12 protein-coding genes are annotated in these 15,712 nt (G+C 70.4%); 5 read left to right on the forward strand and 7 right to left on the reverse strand.

The annotated features are described in order from the left end of the window. Positions 1 to 2 precede the first annotated feature (2 nt). Complete coding sequence (locus BJ964_RS21520; RefSeq protein WP_188122342.1) at positions 3 to 1,478, forward strand: acyl-CoA synthetase; 1,476 nt, start codon at positions 3 to 5, stop codon at positions 1,476 to 1,478. 16 nt (positions 1,479 to 1,494) lie between these two features. Here BJ964_RS21520 and BJ964_RS21525 read toward each other — a convergent pair whose 3' ends face one another. Further along, positions 1,495 to 2,259 carry an SIR2 family NAD-dependent protein deacylase gene (locus tag BJ964_RS21525; RefSeq protein ID WP_188122343.1) on the reverse strand — a complete coding sequence of 255 codons (765 nt, stop codon included), beginning with the start codon at positions 2,257 to 2,259 and terminating at the stop codon, positions 1,495 to 1,497. Positions 2,260 to 2,388: 129 nt separating this feature from the next. On the opposite strand from BJ964_RS21525, the gene BJ964_RS21530 reads away from it, so the two are divergent. Beyond that, positions 2,389 to 2,613 (forward strand): hypothetical protein, encoded by a 225-nt coding sequence (locus tag BJ964_RS21530; protein ID WP_188122344.1) that lies wholly within the window; start codon positions 2,389 to 2,391, stop codon positions 2,611 to 2,613. 65 nt (positions 2,614 to 2,678) lie between these two features. Here BJ964_RS21530 and BJ964_RS21535 read toward each other — a convergent pair whose 3' ends face one another. From BJ964_RS21535 to BJ964_RS21555, 5 genes are all read right to left on the reverse strand, one after another. Further along, entirely contained in the window at positions 2,679 to 4,487 is a 1,809-nt protein-coding gene (locus tag BJ964_RS21535) for a cellulose-binding protein (protein WP_188122345.1), read from the reverse strand. A 200-nt stretch (positions 4,488 to 4,687) separates the two neighbouring features. Beyond that, on the reverse strand, positions 4,688 to 6,265 hold the full coding sequence (locus BJ964_RS21540; RefSeq protein WP_188122346.1) for an FAD-dependent oxidoreductase: 1,578 nt from the start codon (positions 6,263 to 6,265) through the stop codon (positions 4,688 to 4,690). Further along, entirely contained in the window at positions 6,262 to 7,413 is a 1,152-nt protein-coding gene (locus BJ964_RS21545; protein ID WP_188122347.1) for a thiolase domain-containing protein, read from the reverse strand. The genes BJ964_RS21540 and BJ964_RS21545 overlap by 4 nt, the downstream gene beginning before the upstream one ends. Continuing rightward, positions 7,413 to 8,369 (reverse strand): lipid-transfer protein, encoded by a 957-nt coding sequence (locus BJ964_RS21550; protein WP_188122348.1) that lies wholly within the window; start codon positions 8,367 to 8,369, stop codon positions 7,413 to 7,415. The genes BJ964_RS21545 and BJ964_RS21550 overlap by 1 nt, the downstream gene beginning before the upstream one ends. Positions 8,370 to 8,442: 73 nt before the next feature. Further along, on the reverse strand, positions 8,443 to 9,375 hold the full coding sequence (locus BJ964_RS21555; protein ID WP_229807001.1) for a Zn-ribbon domain-containing OB-fold protein: 933 nt from the start codon (positions 9,373 to 9,375) through the stop codon (positions 8,443 to 8,445). Between the two features lie 89 nt (positions 9,376 to 9,464). Between BJ964_RS21555 and BJ964_RS21560 the strand changes: the two genes are divergently transcribed. After that, on the forward strand, positions 9,465 to 11,000 hold the full coding sequence (locus tag BJ964_RS21560; protein ID WP_188122349.1) for an acyl-CoA synthetase: 1,536 nt from the start codon (positions 9,465 to 9,467) through the stop codon (positions 10,998 to 11,000). 1,141 nt (positions 11,001 to 12,141) lie between these two features. Here BJ964_RS21560 and BJ964_RS21565 read toward each other — a convergent pair. After that, positions 12,142 to 12,921 carry a crotonase/enoyl-CoA hydratase family protein gene (locus BJ964_RS21565; protein ID WP_188122350.1) on the reverse strand — a complete coding sequence of 260 codons (780 nt, stop codon included), beginning with the start codon at positions 12,919 to 12,921 and terminating at the stop codon, positions 12,142 to 12,144. A 62-nt stretch (positions 12,922 to 12,983) separates the two neighbouring features. Here BJ964_RS21565 and BJ964_RS21570 point away from each other — a divergent pair, with 62 nt between their 5' ends. Further along, positions 12,984 to 14,567 carry an acyl-CoA synthetase gene (locus tag BJ964_RS21570; RefSeq protein ID WP_188122351.1) on the forward strand — a complete coding sequence of 528 codons (1,584 nt, stop codon included), beginning with the start codon at positions 12,984 to 12,986 and terminating at the stop codon, positions 14,565 to 14,567. Then, entirely contained in the window at positions 14,557 to 15,642 is a 1,086-nt protein-coding gene (locus BJ964_RS21575; RefSeq protein ID WP_188122352.1) for an NAD(P)H-dependent flavin oxidoreductase, read from the forward strand. Before BJ964_RS21570 ends, BJ964_RS21575 begins: the two co-directional genes overlap by 11 nt. Positions 15,643 to 15,712 lie beyond the last annotated feature (70 nt).

Raw genomic sequence — 15,712 nt, forward strand, 5'->3', positions numbered from 1 at the left:
ACATGCGCAACGCGGGGCTGGGGTCCTGGCCGGTACGCCGGGCGGCCATGTCGCCCGGCAGCACCGCCCTGATCTTCGAGGAGCGGCGTACGACGTACGCCCAACTGCATGAACGCACCTCGCGCCTGGCCGCGGCCCTGCGTGCCGCCGGGGTCCGGCCCGGGGACCGGGTCGCCTACCTCGGCCCGAACCATCCGTCCTTCGTCGAGACGATGTTCGCGACCTGGGCGCTCGGCGCGGTCTTCGTGCCGATGAACTTCCGGCTGACCGAGCCGGAGATCGAGTACCAGCTCCGGCACAGCGGGGCGGTGGCGCTGATCCACGCCCTGCCGGTTTCCGCGGCGGCCTCGATCAAGATCGACATCGCCGAGTACGAATCCTGGCTGGCGGAACCCGCGGAGTTCGACGAGCCGGTCACGCTCGACGACGTGGCCTGCATCCTCTACACGTCCGGCACCACCGGCCACCCCAAGGGCGCCATGCTCACCCACGGCAACCTGGTGTGGAACTGCTACAACCTGCTCGTCTGCGCCGACATCGCCGGCGACGAGGTCACCCTGGTCAGCGCCCCGCTCTTCCACGTGGCGGCGCTCAACCAGTGCCTGCTGCCCACGTTCCTCAAGGGCGGCACCTCGGTGATCATGCCCGGCTGGGACGTCGATGGCTGCTTCGACGCCATCACCCGGTACGGCGTGACCTGGATGTTCGGCGTCTCCACCATGTTCGCCGCCCTCTCCCGATCACCGCGCTGGCCGACCGCCGATCTGTCCTCGGTGCGCTGCCTCATGACCGGCGGCGCCGCCGTGCCGGAGGCGCTGATCCGCACCTACCAGGACCGGGGGCTCGCGTTCTGCCAGGGCTACGGGATGACCGAGACCGCACCCGGCGCCACCTTCCTGGAAGCGCGGGAGAGCCGCGACCACGTCGGATCGGCCGGCCTGCCGGTCTTCTTCGCCGACGTCCGCTGCGTGCGGCCCGACCTCACCCCCGCCCCACCCGGTGAACCCGGCGAGGTGCTGGTCCGCGGCCCGAACGTGACCCCCGGCTACTGGAACGACCCGGCCGCCACCGCCGCCGCCTTCACCGACGGCTGGTTCCGCTCCGGCGACCTGGCCGTCGTCGGCACGGACGGCCACTTCCGCATCGTCGACCGCACCAAGGACATGTACATCTCCGGCGGCGAGAACGTCTACCCGGCAGAGGTGGAGGCCGCCATCTTCGAACATCCGGCGGTCGCCGAGGCCGCCGTCGTCGGCGTCCCCGACGAGAAGTGGGGCGAGGTCGGCCGGGCCTTCGTGGTCCCGGTCCCCGGCGCCACCCTCAACCCCGGCGACATCCCGGCCTACCTGGCCGGGCGCCTGGCCAGATACAAGATCCCGGTGTACGTCGACATCGTCACCGACCTGCCGAGAACCGGCTCCGGCAAGGTCCGCAAGGACCCCCTCCGCGACCTACCCCTGCCTCAGCCCGCTCGATAGAGGGTGGCCAGATCGATCAGGACCCCGCGTTGGGCCACGCGGCGTTGACGAGGGCCGGGAGGACGGTGGCGGCGGTGCCGTGCAGGTTGATGCCGGCGACCGCGTCCAGCGGGGTGGGCTGCGGGTTCACCTGGATCACGGTGGCGCCGAACATGGCCGCCACCTTCGGGATCTCGGCCGCCGGGTAGACCAGGCCGGACGTGCCGATCGTCAGGAGCACGTCGCAGTCGGTCGCCTCCTGGACCGCCGTCTCCAGGATCTGCTCCGGCAGGGCCTCGCCGAACCACACCACGCCCGGGCGCACCGGGCCGGAACAGTGCTCGCAGCGCGGCGGGGCCAGCCGCCGGCCCTCCGAGGGCTCCTCGCCGCCGGGCACCGGGGCGGACCGGGCGCACGACGCGCAGCGCGGCTCGAACAGGCTGCCGTGCAGGTGCAGCGGGTCCGCCGATCCGGCGCGTTCGTGCAGGTCGTCCACGTTCTGGGTGATCACGACACTGCGCGGGGTGCGCGCCTCGATGGCGGCGACCGCCTCGTGCCCGGGGTTCGGGTGGACCCGGCGGATCACGGTGCGGCGCCACTCGTACCAGCCCCAGACCAGGTCCGGGTCGTCCTCGAAGGCCTGTGGGGTGGCCAGTGCGGATGCGTCGAACCGCTCCCAGAGGCCGGTCAGCGCGTCCCGGAAGGTGGGCACGCCGCTCTCCGCCGAGATCCCCGCGCCGGTGAACACCACCACCCGCCGCGCCTGAGAGAGGACCTTCGCGGCCTCGCGCACCTCAACCATTCGATCCCCCACCGCTGTCCGAACGTATCACCAGCACGAACGAGTGTCGCATCACCGGGGGAGCGGATGGGTCGTTGACTCTCGGAGAGCGCGCGGAGGTGGTCGTCGAATGTCCGAAGTGGGATGCCGTTGAGTGACGAGCCCACCGAACCGCCGAACGCCCCGGACCGCACCCGCCGCCTGCGTGCGGCCGGTGACCGTCTGCTCACCGTCGTCGGGGAGTGGACCGCGCCGGGCCCGGAGCGTACGGAGTGGTCGGAGTCGAGCATGAGCGTGCTGGTCGGTGCGGTCACCGCGGCCGCCGGGTTCCTCTTCCTGGCCGCCATGATGGTCATCTGGGTCGCCCGCTCCTGAACGCGAGCGCCACCGTACAAGGAATCGCCCGCCTGCCGGAAGTGGCAGGCGGGCGAGTCACCCGATCAGAGTGAGACGGCCTTGCCGCCGAGGGTGATGGCCAGGCGGCCGTCCGAGGCGAACGACCAGGCCAGCGCGCCGGTGAAGTTGGCGCAGCGGGCGCCGTTCGTGCCGGACCAGAACTGGTTGGTGCTGTCCGCGGTGCCGATGATGCGGTCGTTCGTGCCACTGGAGCTGCGGCACGAGGTGTTGTTGGTGAAGACCGACGTGCCGGCGTCGAAGTTGAAGTTGCGCTCGGTGTTGTCGATGCTCAGGTTGTTGGCGATCGTCATCGAACCCGGGTTGCTGTTGTAGGTGAACCCGTGCTTGCCGTTCTTGTACGCCACGGTCCGCTTCACGATGTGGTTGACCCCGATGTCCTCGCCGCCGAGCTTGAAGCCGTTGCGGTCACCGTTGCCGGCCTGCGAACCGTCGCTGAGCGTGCCGTTGTTGTAGGCCAGCGAGTCCTCGATGGTCACCACGCCGATCGGCCCGGTGTCGGTCTTGGTGTAGAGGTCCCAGCCGTCGTCGATGTTGTTGTGCGAGACCGCGTACCGGAAGACGTTGCCCGATCCGACGGTCAGCTTGGCCGCGAAGCCGTCCGCGTCCTCACCGTCCGAGTCGGCGTTGTCGTGCGACTCGGCGCTGAGGATCAGGTTGTTCGCCGGCCACTGGGCGGCCGGGGTGTCCGATGCGATCCGGGACAGCTGGAGACCGGTGTCCCGGTTGAACCGGGTGATCGTGCGCTCCAGGACGTTGTTGCTGCCGCCCACGAAGATGCCGTTGTCACCGGCGCGCTCGACGACGATGCCGTAGATCCGCCAGTAGTTGCCGTTGACCGCGAGACCACGGGCCGCGGTGTCCTCGGCCTGCGCCGAGAAGTTCAGGACCGGCACTTCACCGGGGTACGCGGAAATCGTCTTCACAGCGCCGGACGACCCGTTGTTGCCGGGCGCGATGGTGACCGTCGACGCGTGCGCGTAGGTGCCGCCGCGCAGGTAGATCGTGCCGCCCGCGGCGATCCGGGTGATCGCCGAGGTGAGCGTGGTCGGGGCGGACACGGTGCCGGCCGCGCTGTCGGTGCCGTTCGGAGCCACGTAGAGGGCGCTGCTCGACGGCGGCGGGGAGGAACTGGCCGACGGTGAGACCGATGTCGAGGGGGAGGTGGACGGCGAGGACGTGGGGGACGAGGTCGGCGTCGACACGCCGTCATCGACCAGGACGTCGTCGAAACGGCCCGCCGCGTACTCGGTGAGCAGCCCGATCCGGCCCGCCGTGATGGTGCTGTCGGTGGCCGACCCGACGCTCGTGCCGTTGACCGACCCGCTGATCGTGGTGCCGCTGACGGTCAGCTTCAGCGTGTAGAACGTGCTCGCCGAGATCGTCTGGCTCAGGCTGCCCAGCACCGTGACGCTGCTGCCGTTCATGGTCTCCAACTGGACCTTGTTGGCGCCGGTCAGCGACAGCCGGTACATCTTCGTCGCCCCGGAGGCGCGGGCGGTCAGTGCCACCACGCCGGAGGTCGAGCTGAACGCGGTCGCCTTCACCTTCGCCTGGACCGAGTAGTTGGTCCACGAGGTCGTTCCGGCGAATTGCCGGGCCCTGGTGTTGGTGCTGTCCGACTGCTGGAACACCTGGGAGCCGTCGCTCACCACCGACCAGGTGCCGCCCGATTTCGACCACTCGCTGGTGCTGCCGGACTCGAAGTCGGCGGAGAACAGGGTGGCCGCCTCGGCGGTGCCGATCGTGACGAAGACACCGGCCGCGACCAGGCCGGCGAGTCCGGCGGCGCCGAGTGGACGGCGCAGTCCGCGGGCCCGTGAATGGGATGACATGGGGGGATTCTCCTTGTCGCAAATGGATCCCCGCCGGGCGCGGTGCAGCCGTCCGCGAACGCATTTGATTACGGCGGACGTGCAGCGTGGGGGATGTTCCGGCGGGGGCACCGTTGGGGACGGATTCCGAGTTGGAATCTGCCACCGGGCATTACCGCCCGTCAACGGAATCCATTTGCAGGTTTGTTGCAGTAATGCGTTCAGACGTTGGCGGCGAGGAACTCGTCGAGGCAGCGCTCGGCGTTCGCGGTGACCGTCAGGGCCGGGTTCGCGAGGCACGCGGAGCCGGGCAGCAGGGCGCTGTCCACGCAGTACAGGTTCTGGTATCCGGCCACCTTTCCGGTGAAGTCGGTGGCCTTACCCATCACCAGACCGCCGAGCGGGTGGTAGGTGTTGCGCGACCCCAGGCCCATGCCGGTGTTCCGGTCGTAGGACGGCAGCCCGGTCAGCAGCGAACCCTTCGAGCCCTCGGTGCGCCACCACAACCGGGTGGCCAGATCCCGGCCGGCCTTGTCACCGGCGGTCTCCATCTCGGCGTACGGCCAGTAGACCTTCCCGGCGCCGGTGGCCGCGTCGTACCGGATCTCGCCACGCTCCGGGATCAGGGTGGTGATCAGGTGCGCGGTGGTCGCCGGCAGCCAGGACGGGATCGGCGCCGCCTCCCAGGCCATGGCGGTCCGCGCGTACGGGTTCGCGTCGTCGAAGAACCGCACGTTGCCCGGCCCGCCCTGCGCGTGCCCGACCGCCTTGCGCAGGTTGAGCCGGGCGATCAGGAAGTCGCCGTTGTTGCCCCAGCCCTTGCCCACCTCGGTGCTGGTCAGCCGGGGGAGACGGCCGCGCGCCCGGGAGGTGAGCAGCAGTGACGTGCTGTTCAGCGAGCCGGCCGCCAGGAAGACGAACTCGGCCGTGAACGTCTTGTTCGCGAGCACCCCACCGCGCTCGTCGATCTGCCGTGCGGCCGCCTCCATCATGGAAGATCCGGAGACCTCGCGAAGTTCGGTCACCTCATGCAGCGGATATATAGTGACATGTCCGGTTTGCTGGGCCCAGGCCAGATAGTTGTGGTCGACGCTGTTCTTCGCGCCCGAGTTGCTGCCGAACGGCCCCTCACCGATCGTGTGACAGGCTCGCACCCGCCCGGCCAGCTCATCCCGGATCACGTTCCAGTCGACCCCGAACGGCACCGGTACGGGCGTGCGGCCGAACTCCGCGATGTACTCCAGCCACGCGCGCGCTCCCGCGTACGAAGCATGGTTTTGAATGTCGGCGGGAATCGGCGCGGCACCCAGACTCTGCCGGGCGCGCGGCCAGTAGACGTCCTCGAACGCGGTGTACGACAGCTCGGCCGGATAGACCGACTCCCAGTCGGCGCGGCGCGGCTGCGGCAGGTACATGCCGATGACCAGCGACCCGCCGCCCACCCCGGCCCCGCACATCACCTGGATGCCGTCGCCCACGTGTTTCTGGATGAGCCCGGCGCCCCGCTCGATGGTCTTGCTGACGTCGAGGCCGAGTGGCGGTTTGTCGGCGAACCACGCGCATCGCCAGTCCGGGTCGCTGATCGTGCAGAACGTGTTCCCGGAGCCGTCCAGATCCCAGCGCCGGCCCCGTTCCAGGACGGTCACCTCCATCCCGGCCTGGGCCAGCCGGTACGCGGCCACCGCACCGGAGAACCCGCTGCCGATCACCAGGGCGGTCCGGCCCTGGAGGTTGCGCCGGGCCAGGCCGGGCAGGAACAGCCCGGCGGCGCCCGCTTGCAGAAGAGTCCGGCGTTTCATGGCTGCCTCCCGACCACCCACATGGAGAAGAACTGCGACCCGCCCCCGTACGCGTGCCCGAGCGCTGTCGCCGCGCCCGGCACCTGGTGCTCCCCGGCCCGCCCCATCACCTGCATGGCCGCCTCGGCGAACCGCAGCAGGCCGGACGCGCCGATCGGGTTGGAGCAGAGAACCCCGCCGGACGGGTTGACCGGCAGCGCTCCGCCGATCCGGGTCTCACCGGATTCGACGAGCTTCCATCCTTGCCCCTGACCGACAAATCCAACATTTTCGAGCCACATGGGCTCGAACCATGAAAAAGGAACGTAAAGTTCGGCGACGTCGATCTCGTCGAGCGGTTGCTTGATTCCGGCGGCGGACCACAGCGCGGCGGCGGCGAGTGCGCCCGCCCGTGGATTGACGTGATCCTTACCCGCGTAGAACGTCGGCTCGGTCCGCATGGCGGTCGCCCTGATCCAGGCAACCTGCCGCGACGAGGCCTCAGCGGCTGCCTGATCGCCGATCACCAGGGCGCACGCGCCGTCCGAGGAGGGGCACGTCTCGTCGTACCGGATCGGATCCCACAGCATGGGGGATCTCTGCACTGATTCGAGCGTGATGTCCGGCTGCCGCAGATGCGCGTAGGGGTTCAGGGCCCCGTTGCGACGGTCCTTCACGGCCACCAGCGCGCCGATGTGGTCCGGAGCAGCATATTTCCGGATATATGAGCGTAGATGCGGTGCGAAGTACCCGCCCGCCCCCGCCGTGATCGGCGCGCTGAACGGCGGCTGGATCGACAATGCCCACATCGCGTTCGACTCCGACTGCTTCTCGAACGCCACCGCCAGCACCCGCCGGTGCACCCCGGCCCGGATCAGGCTGGTCGCCACGATCCCCGTCGCCCCGCCCACCGACCCGGCCGTGTGCACCCGCAGCAGCGGCTTCCCGGCCGCCCCGATCGCGTCGGCGAGGAACAGCTCGGGCATCATCACGCCCTCGAACAGGTCCGGCGCCTTACCCAGCACCACCGCGTCGATCTGATCCCATCCGGTCCCCGCGTCGGCCAGCGCCCGGTCGATCGCCTCCCGGCACAGCCCGGCCATCGACACGTCGGTGCGCCGGGTGCGGTGCTCCGTCTGCCCGGTTCCGAGTACAGCGGCCCTGCGCATCACGCCTCCAGCACACAGACGAGGTTCTGCTGCAACGCGGGCCCGCTCGTGGCGTGCCCCACCGCGGTCCGCGCCCGGCCGGACATCACCTCGCCGGCCGCCGACCCGATCCGCGACAGCCCGGCCGAGAACATCGCGTTCGCGCCGAACGGCAGGTAGGAGCCGGCCCGGACGACCTCGCGCAGCAGCAGCTCCTGATGGGTGAACGGGGCGTGCAGCGCGGCCACGTCCACCGTGCCGTCAAGGCCGGCGTCCCGGGCCGCCGCGACCGCCGACGGCACCGTGGTCAGATCCCGCTCACCGAGGCCCTGCGGATCCACGCGATGCGCGAAACCGGAGATCCGGGCGGGGCGCTCCCGCAACCGCCGGGCACGATCACTCGCGGCCAGGACGACCGCCGCGGCACCATCGGCGACGCGCGCCACGTCGTGTTCCCGCAACGGACAGGAGAGGTACGGTCCTTCCGCGCGCCGCCCCACCACCCGGGCCATGTCGTCCTCGGTGAACAGTCCCGCGTCCAGTGCCAGCCGGGCCTGCAACGCCGCGATGCCCACCGCGCCCGGCCACAGCGGCGCCACCGTGTACGGGTCCAGCTGCAACGACAGCACCCGGTCCAGGTCGCCGGCCGTGCCCTTGCCGAACCCGTACACCAGCGCGGTCTCCGCCTCCCCGGCCAGGATCTTGAGGTACGCCTCGTACAGTGCCCACGCCGCGTCCATCTCGACGTGCGACTCGGCGATCGGCGGCACCGCCCCGATCGCGTCCACCGCGCTGACGAACGAGAACGCCCGCCCGGCCAGGTAGTCCGACGACCCGGAACACCAGAAGTCGACCTCGCGGCGGCCCAGCCCGGCGTCCTCCAGAGCGGCCGTGATGACCGGGACCAGCGTCTCCACCCCGCTCGTGGTGAGCGAGGTGCCCGCACTGGAGAAACCGACGACCGCGACGGTGTTCATGCCGCCGCCTCCGCTTCGCTCCGGCGTCGCCATGAATTGAGCACTGAGCTCGATGATTCGCTCGCAAGCTCGCTCATAGGTGCTCCCCGTACGACTCGTAGGGGGCGTCCGGCTCTCCGGTCGGCTCGAAGTGGTCGATGTTCTCCGGCGTGGTGGACCATCGCGACCGGTCCCGCCAGACCGCGGCCACCCGCATCCCCATCCGCACGTCCGCGGCCTCGACACCGAGGATCAGGTGCGAGATCGGGATGTCGGCACCGTCCAGCAGCACCTGCGCCACCACGTACGGCGGGGTCAGCCGCTGCCCCGCGAACGGCACGTTGACCACGCAGAACGTGGTGACCATGCCGCGGTCGGCCACCTCCACCACCTCGTCCGGCGCCACCCCGTCGGCGGGGCAGACGCGCGGGGGGACGTACACCTTCCGGCAGGCCGGGCAGCGCTGGCCGATGATCCGCCCCTGTTCCAGGGCCCGCAGGTAGCGGTCCTCCTCGGCGGACGTGGTGTGCTGGTAGTGCAGCCGGATCGGGGTGGTCATGATCTCCACCGGCTCGAACTCTTCCGATATTTCGGAAATGTCGGATTCTCCGGGCTCGAAGCATGCGATGTCCCGGATGTGGCCGGTTCTTTGCGCAGACCAGCGAATTCGCACCCGCATCCCGGTGTTCAGGTCCTCCGCGTCCACCGCGTGCAACAGCGGCGTGTCCGCGCCGTCCAGCCGGATCAGCGCCCACCCGAACGGCCGGTCCAGCGGCTGCCCCTCGACCGGCCGCGGGTTCCACGTCCAGCTCACCACGGTCCCGGTGGGCGACACCTCGACCAGGTCGGTGACCGGCTCGTGGGTGACCGGGTCGTACTCCAGCGGCGGCACGTGCACCCGCCCGTCCGAGGTCCGCGCACCCAGCACCCGCCGCTCCCGCAGCCCCGCCATGAACCGGCCCAGCACCGGCCCGAGCGAGCGCGTGTAGTCGAAGGCGATGGTCAGCGGTGCCGCGAGGGTATCCACGTCGATGAGTGAAACACGTTCCAATCTCAGCGGGCAAGGACCGTGTACAGACGCTTTCTCATCGATGGAACCAGTTATAGAGTCGGGCCATGACGGGCATCGGGATGTGGACCATCGCGGCCGAGCGGCCGCAGCTCGCGGCCATCGTGGACCCGGACGGCCGCACCCTCACCTACGGCGAACTCGCCACCGGGGCCGACCGGATCGGGCGCGGCCTGCGCGACGCCGGGCTGGAAGCCGGCGACACCATCGCACTGCTGCTGCCCAACGGCGCCGACATCCTCACCGCCTACTTCGCGGCCGCCCAGATCGGGCTCCACGTCGTACCGTTGAACTGGCATCTCACCGCCGCCGAGATCGGCTACATCCTGCGCGACTGCGGCGCCCGCGCCTTCATCGCGCACGAGCGTTTCGCCGAGGCGGCGCGCGAGGCCGGCTCCTCCGTGCCCTCCCGCTTCGCGGTCGGCGACATCCCGGGCTTCGTGCCCCTGTCCACCCTGGGCACGGGCGGATCAGGCAGACCCTTCCCTCGTACGCTCGGCGCGCTCATGGTCTACACGTCCGGCACGTCCGGGCGGCCCAAAGGGGTACGCCGACCGCTGCTCGGCCTCGACCCCGACCAGGTGCCGCCGGTGTCGCTGTGGTTCTTCGGCCTGTTCGGCCTGCGCCCGTTCGACGATCACGTCCATCTGTGCTGCTCACCGCTCTACCACACGGCCGTCATGAACTTCGCCGTCATCTCACTCCAGTTCGGGCACACGGTCGTGGTGATGGACCACTGGGACGCCGAGGAATTCCTCCGGCTGGTGAGCACGCACCGGGGCACCCACAGCCACATGGTGCCCACCCAGTTCCGGCGGCTGCTCGCCCTGCCCGCACACACCCGCCGGCGGTACGACGTGTCCTCGATGCGCGCCATGATCCACGGGGCCGCGCCCTGCCCGCAGCCGGTGAAACGGGACATGCTCGACTGGTTCGGGCCGGTCGTGATCGAGTACTACGCGGCCTCCGAGGGCGGCGGCACCCTGATCACCGCCGCCGAATGGCTCCAGCGGCCCGGCTCGGTCGGCCGCGCCTGGCCCGGCTCCCGCGTCCGGGTCCTCGACGACGACGGCAAGGACCGGCAGCCCGGCGAACCCGGCACCGTCTACCTCCAGATGGGCGACGCCACCTTCGAATACCACGGTGACGCCGAGAAGACCCGGGCCTCCTGGCGGGACCGCATGTTCACCGTCGGCGACATCGGCTACCTCGACGACGACGGCTACCTGTTCCTCTGCGACCGGGCCAGCGACGTGATCATCACCGGGGGCGTCAACGTCTACCCCGCCGAGATCGAGAACGAACTGGCCGTCCACCCGGCGGTCGCCGACGCCGCGGTCTTCGGCATCCCGCACGACGAGTGGGGCGAGGAGATCAAAGCCGTGGTCCAGCCCCACCCCGGCATCACCCCCGGCCCCGCCCTCACCACCGAACTGCTCGCCTTCCTGGCCGGCCGGGTGGCCCGCTTCAAACTGCCCCGCACCGTCGACTACGTCGCCGAACTGCCCCGCGACCCGAACGGCAAGCTCTACAAACGCCTCCTCCGCGACCCGTACTGGTCCGGCCGCGACCGCGCGATCTAGAGACCGTCGAGGTCCGCGTTTCACTTCCGGATCTTCCCCGGTACGCGTGACGTCGTCCCGCCTCATCCGTCCCCGTCCCGTCCGTGCGGCGCCGGCTTGCGTCGTGGTCCGGCCTGTGCCGCGCCCGCCGGGCTGAGATCGGTCGGATACCCCCGCATGCGCTACCGGTCGCGCCGGGTGGGTGGTTGGGGTGGTGATCGCTAGGCATGCGGGGTGCTGCTTGCGGCCGTGACGCCGGTTGCGCTGGGTGGGTGGTTGGGGTGGTGATCGCCAGGCATGCGGGGTGCTGCTCGCGGCCGTGACGCCGGTTGCGCTGGGTGGGTGGTTGGGGTGGTGATCGCTAGGCATGCGGGGTGCTGCTTGCGGCCGTGACGCCGGTTGCGCTGGGTGGGTGGTTGGGGTGGTGATCGCCAGGCATGCGGGGTGCTGCTCGCGGCCGTCACGCCGGTTGCGCCAGGGGGTGGTGGCGTTTGACGGCGGTCGTGCCATCGCGCTAGGTGGAAATGGGGCTTTCGCCGGAAACAGGCGCCCGTTTCGCCCGCTTTGCACGCCGCTGTTGTGCGATCTTGAACGATTTGCCACCCGAGGCGGTGGTAAATCGTTCAAGATCGCTCCGGGTGACGCGTCCTGCTGGCGAGGGATTGCGGATTCGGCCGTGGGCAGCCAAGAAGAACACTCTCCGACGACCTCTATTTGCCACAAGGGCCGGTGAGTGGGCTCCCTTGCTCACACGGAGTTCTGGCCGGTCGGGGTTCGGGGTGAGTGCGCAGGAAAGCCACCGATGGGGTGACCGGCGCAACGGCTGAGAGCGGGCAACCCGGGTGCCTGGCGGGCAAGACCGTGACCAGCCGCCCAGCGTGACCGGTCGCCGAGGGGCGGGGGCCGGCGTCCCGGCCGTGAGGGGGCCGGCGTCCCGGCCGTGAGGGAGCCGGCGTCTCGGCCGTGAGGGGGCCGGCGTCTCGGCCGTGAGGGAGCCGGCGCCCCGGCCGTGACCGGCGGCAGGCAGGGGTGGTGGCGATCGGGGTGGCCTGCCCGGTCACCGATCTACGCCCGGCGGGCGCGTCGCGGGCTTGACCCGGCAGTGGCTCGCGGGGGTGCCGCGGGACGGGGTGGTTTGGCGGGAACGGCCACGTCCGTACGATCAAACGCCTTTGAAGTGGGGTTTTCGTTTTTCGATGAAGGCGCGCGGGCCCTCCTTGGCGTCCTCGGACATGAAGACGCGCGTGCCGATGCGGGATTCGAGGGCGAACGCCTCGTTCTCGGGCAGGCCCTCGGTCTCGCGGATGGTGCGGAGGATGGCCTGTACGGCGAGGGGGCCGTTCGCGGCGATCGTCTCGGCGATTTTCAAGGCATGCGCCAGGGCTTCGCCATCGGGGACGACGTGGCCGATCAGGCCGGCGTCGCGGGCCTCGAAAGCGGTCAGATGGCGGCCGGTGAGCAGCAGGTCGGCGGCGACCGTGTAGGGCAGCTGGCGCGGCAGCCGGACCGCCGAACCGCCGAGCGGGAACAGCCCCCACCGGGCCTCGGAGACACCGAAGCGGGCGCTCTCGCCGGCCACCCGCACGTCGGTGGCCTGGAGGATCTCGGTGCCGCCGGCGACGGCCGGACCCTCCACGGCCGCGATCAGCGGCTTGGTGAGGCGGCGGCCTTTGAGCAGCGCGTCGATGCGGGACAGGTCGGTGCCGTTGGACCGGAACCCGTCGCCGGGGTGCTCGGCGGTCATGGCGCGCAGGTCGGCGCCCGCACAGAACGCGCCACCCGCGCCGGTCAGGATCGCCACCCGGATCGACGGGTCGGTGTCGACCCGGTCCCAGGCGTCGCGCATCACCGCCATCATCGCGGGGGAGAGCGCGTTGCGGACCTCCGGCCGGTTCATGGTGACGATCAGGATCGGTCCGCGCTGTTCGACGAGAGCGTCCACCCGGTTTCCCTCCCAGTGCCAAACTCTTGCTCCGGAACGATAACAGGTTCTACTTTGCGTTGATGGCGGCCAATATTGCGGACCTGTTCGAGCACGCGGTCGACGCCTTCGCCGATCGCGTCGCGGTGGCCTGCGGCGAGCGTGAGACCACCTACGCGGAGCTGGAGGAGAGCGCCAACCGTTTGGCCCATTTCCTGCGAAGTCGAGGAGTGGGCAAGGGCGCCCACGTCGGGCTGTACGCGGGCAACTCGATCGAGGCCGTGGTGGCCATGATCGCCGTGTACAAACTGCGCGCCGTGGTCGTCAACGTCAACTACCGATATGTAGAGAACGAGTTACAGTACCTGTTCGAGGACGCCTCGCTGACCGCGCTGATCCACGACCGCGGATTCTCGGCGAAGGTCCGGGCCGTGGGCGGCGGCCTGCACACCACGGTCGCCCTGCCGGACGGGACCGATGCCGACATCCCGGGCGTCTCCTATGCGGACGCCGTCGCCGCCGGCAAACCCGACCGTGACTTCGAGCCCCGTGAGGGCGACGACATCTACCTGCTCTACACCGGCGGCACCACCGGCTATCCGAAGGGCGTCATCTGGCGGCACGAGGACGTGTGGCGGGTTCTCGGCGGTGGCATCGATTTCATGTCGGGCATCCCCCTCGAGGACGAGTGGGCCCAGTCCCGGCGCGGCGCCGAGATGCCGCCGATGGCCCGGTTCTGCCTCGCCCCGCTCATCCACGGCAACGCCCAGTGGGCCGCCCTCGCGGCGCTGTTCGGCGGCGACACCGTGGTGTTCCTGCCCCACTTCGACCCGGACGAGGTGTGGCAGGTGATCGAGCGCCGCCAGGTCAACGTGGTGGTCCTGATCGGCGACGCGATGGCCCGGCCGATCATCGAGGCCTACCTGGCCGGCAACTACGACGGATCCTCCCTGGTGGCGATTTCGTCCAGTGCCGCCCTGTTCTCGCCGTCGGTGAAGCGGCAGTACCTGGAGGCGCTGCCGAACGTGATGGTCACCGACGCGATCGGCTCGTCGGAGACTGGGTTCGCCGGCATCGGCATCGTCGCCGACGTGCAGGGCGGCGCCGTCGACGGGCCGCGGGTGATGCCCGGTCCGGACACCATCGTCATCGACGAGTACGGCCAGAAGGCCCCACCCGGCGTCGTCGGCCGACTGGCCCGCGGCGGGCACGTGCCGCTCGGCTACTACAAGGACCCGGAGAAGACCGCGGCGCTGCTCACCGAAGTGGACGGGGTCCGCTACGCGATACCCGGTGACCTGGCCCGGATCGAGGAGGACGGCACCCTCACCCTGCTCGGCCGTGGCAACACGTGCGTCAACACCGGTGGCGAGAAGGTCTTCCCCGAAGAGGTCGAAGGCGCCCTGAAAGCCCATCCCGACGTGTTCGACGCCCTCGTCATCGGAACGCCCGACGACCGGCTCGGCCAGAAGGTGGTGGCCCTCGTCCAGGCGCGCCCCGGCGCCGATCTCGACCTGGACGAACTGGACACCCACGTGCGCCATCGCATCGCCGGCTACAAGGTGCCGCGCCGGATCTGGGTGGTCGACGGGATCCAGCGCACCATCAGCGGCAAGGCCGACTACCGGTGGGCGCACTCCTACGCGAGGGAGCACCATGCGGACTGACCTCTGCGACCTGCTCGGCGTCGACCATCCGATCGTCGGGTTCAGCCCGTCCGAGCACGTCGTCGCGGCCATCAGCCGGGCCGGCGGGCTCGGCGTGCTCGGCTGCGTCCGGTTCAACGACGCCGCCGAACTGGACACCGTCCTCACCTGGCTGGACCAGGCGACCGAGGGCCGCCCCTACGGCGTCGACGTGGTGATGCCCGGCAAAGTGCCCACCGAAGGTCTGCCCGCCGACCTCGGTGAACTGATCCCTCCCGGACACCGCGACTTCGTCGAACGGACTCTGCAACGCCTCGGCGTACCCCCGCTCGGTGCCGCCTCGGACCGGCCCGGCGTCCTCGGCTGGCTGCATTCGGTCGCTCGCAGTCACGTCGAGGTAGCCCTCCAGCACCCGGTCCGGCTGATCGCCAACGCGCTCGGCCCGCCGCCGCCGGACGTCATCGCACACGCCCACGAGCGCGGCCTGCTGGTCGCCGCGCTCGCCGGGCGGGCCGACCACGCCCGCGGCCACGTGGCGGCCGGGGTCGACATCGTGGTCGCCCAGGGCTACGAGGCCGGCGGGCACACCGGGGAGATCGCCAGCATGGTGTTGGTCCCGGAGGTCGTCGACGCGGTCGGCGTACCGGTCCTGGCGGCCGGCGGCATCGGCAGCGGACGCCAGATCGCCGCCGCCCTCGCCCTCGGCGCGCGCGGCGTGTGGATGGGCTCGGTCTGGCTCGGCTCCAGCGAATACCGCAGCGGCCCGGCGCTGCGCGACGCCCTCCTCCAGGCCGGCTCCAGCGACACCGTGCGTAGCCGCATCTACTCCGGCAAACCGGCCCGCCTGCTGCGCAACCGCTGGACCGAGGCATGGTCCGAATCGGACGCGCCCGCCCCGCTCCCGATGCCGTTGCAGAACCTGCTCGTCTCCGGGGCCCACGACCGCCTGATGGCCTCCGGCGACCCGACCGTCGTCCCGATGCCGGTCGGCCAGATCGTCGGCCGGATGAACGAGGTCCGCCCGGTATCCGCCATCCTCACCGAACTGGTCACCGAAGCCGACGAAACCCTCTCCCAAATCCACAAACTTCTCTGATCGTACGAGGTGGACCGTCCCGCCGAATCGTGACAGCCCCGGGACGCCACGCGAACCTGACCGGGCGGCT

The sequence above is a fragment of the Actinoplanes lobatus genome, from assembly GCF_014205215.1.
Lineage (GTDB): Bacteria > Actinomycetota > Actinomycetes > Mycobacteriales > Micromonosporaceae > Actinoplanes > Actinoplanes lobatus.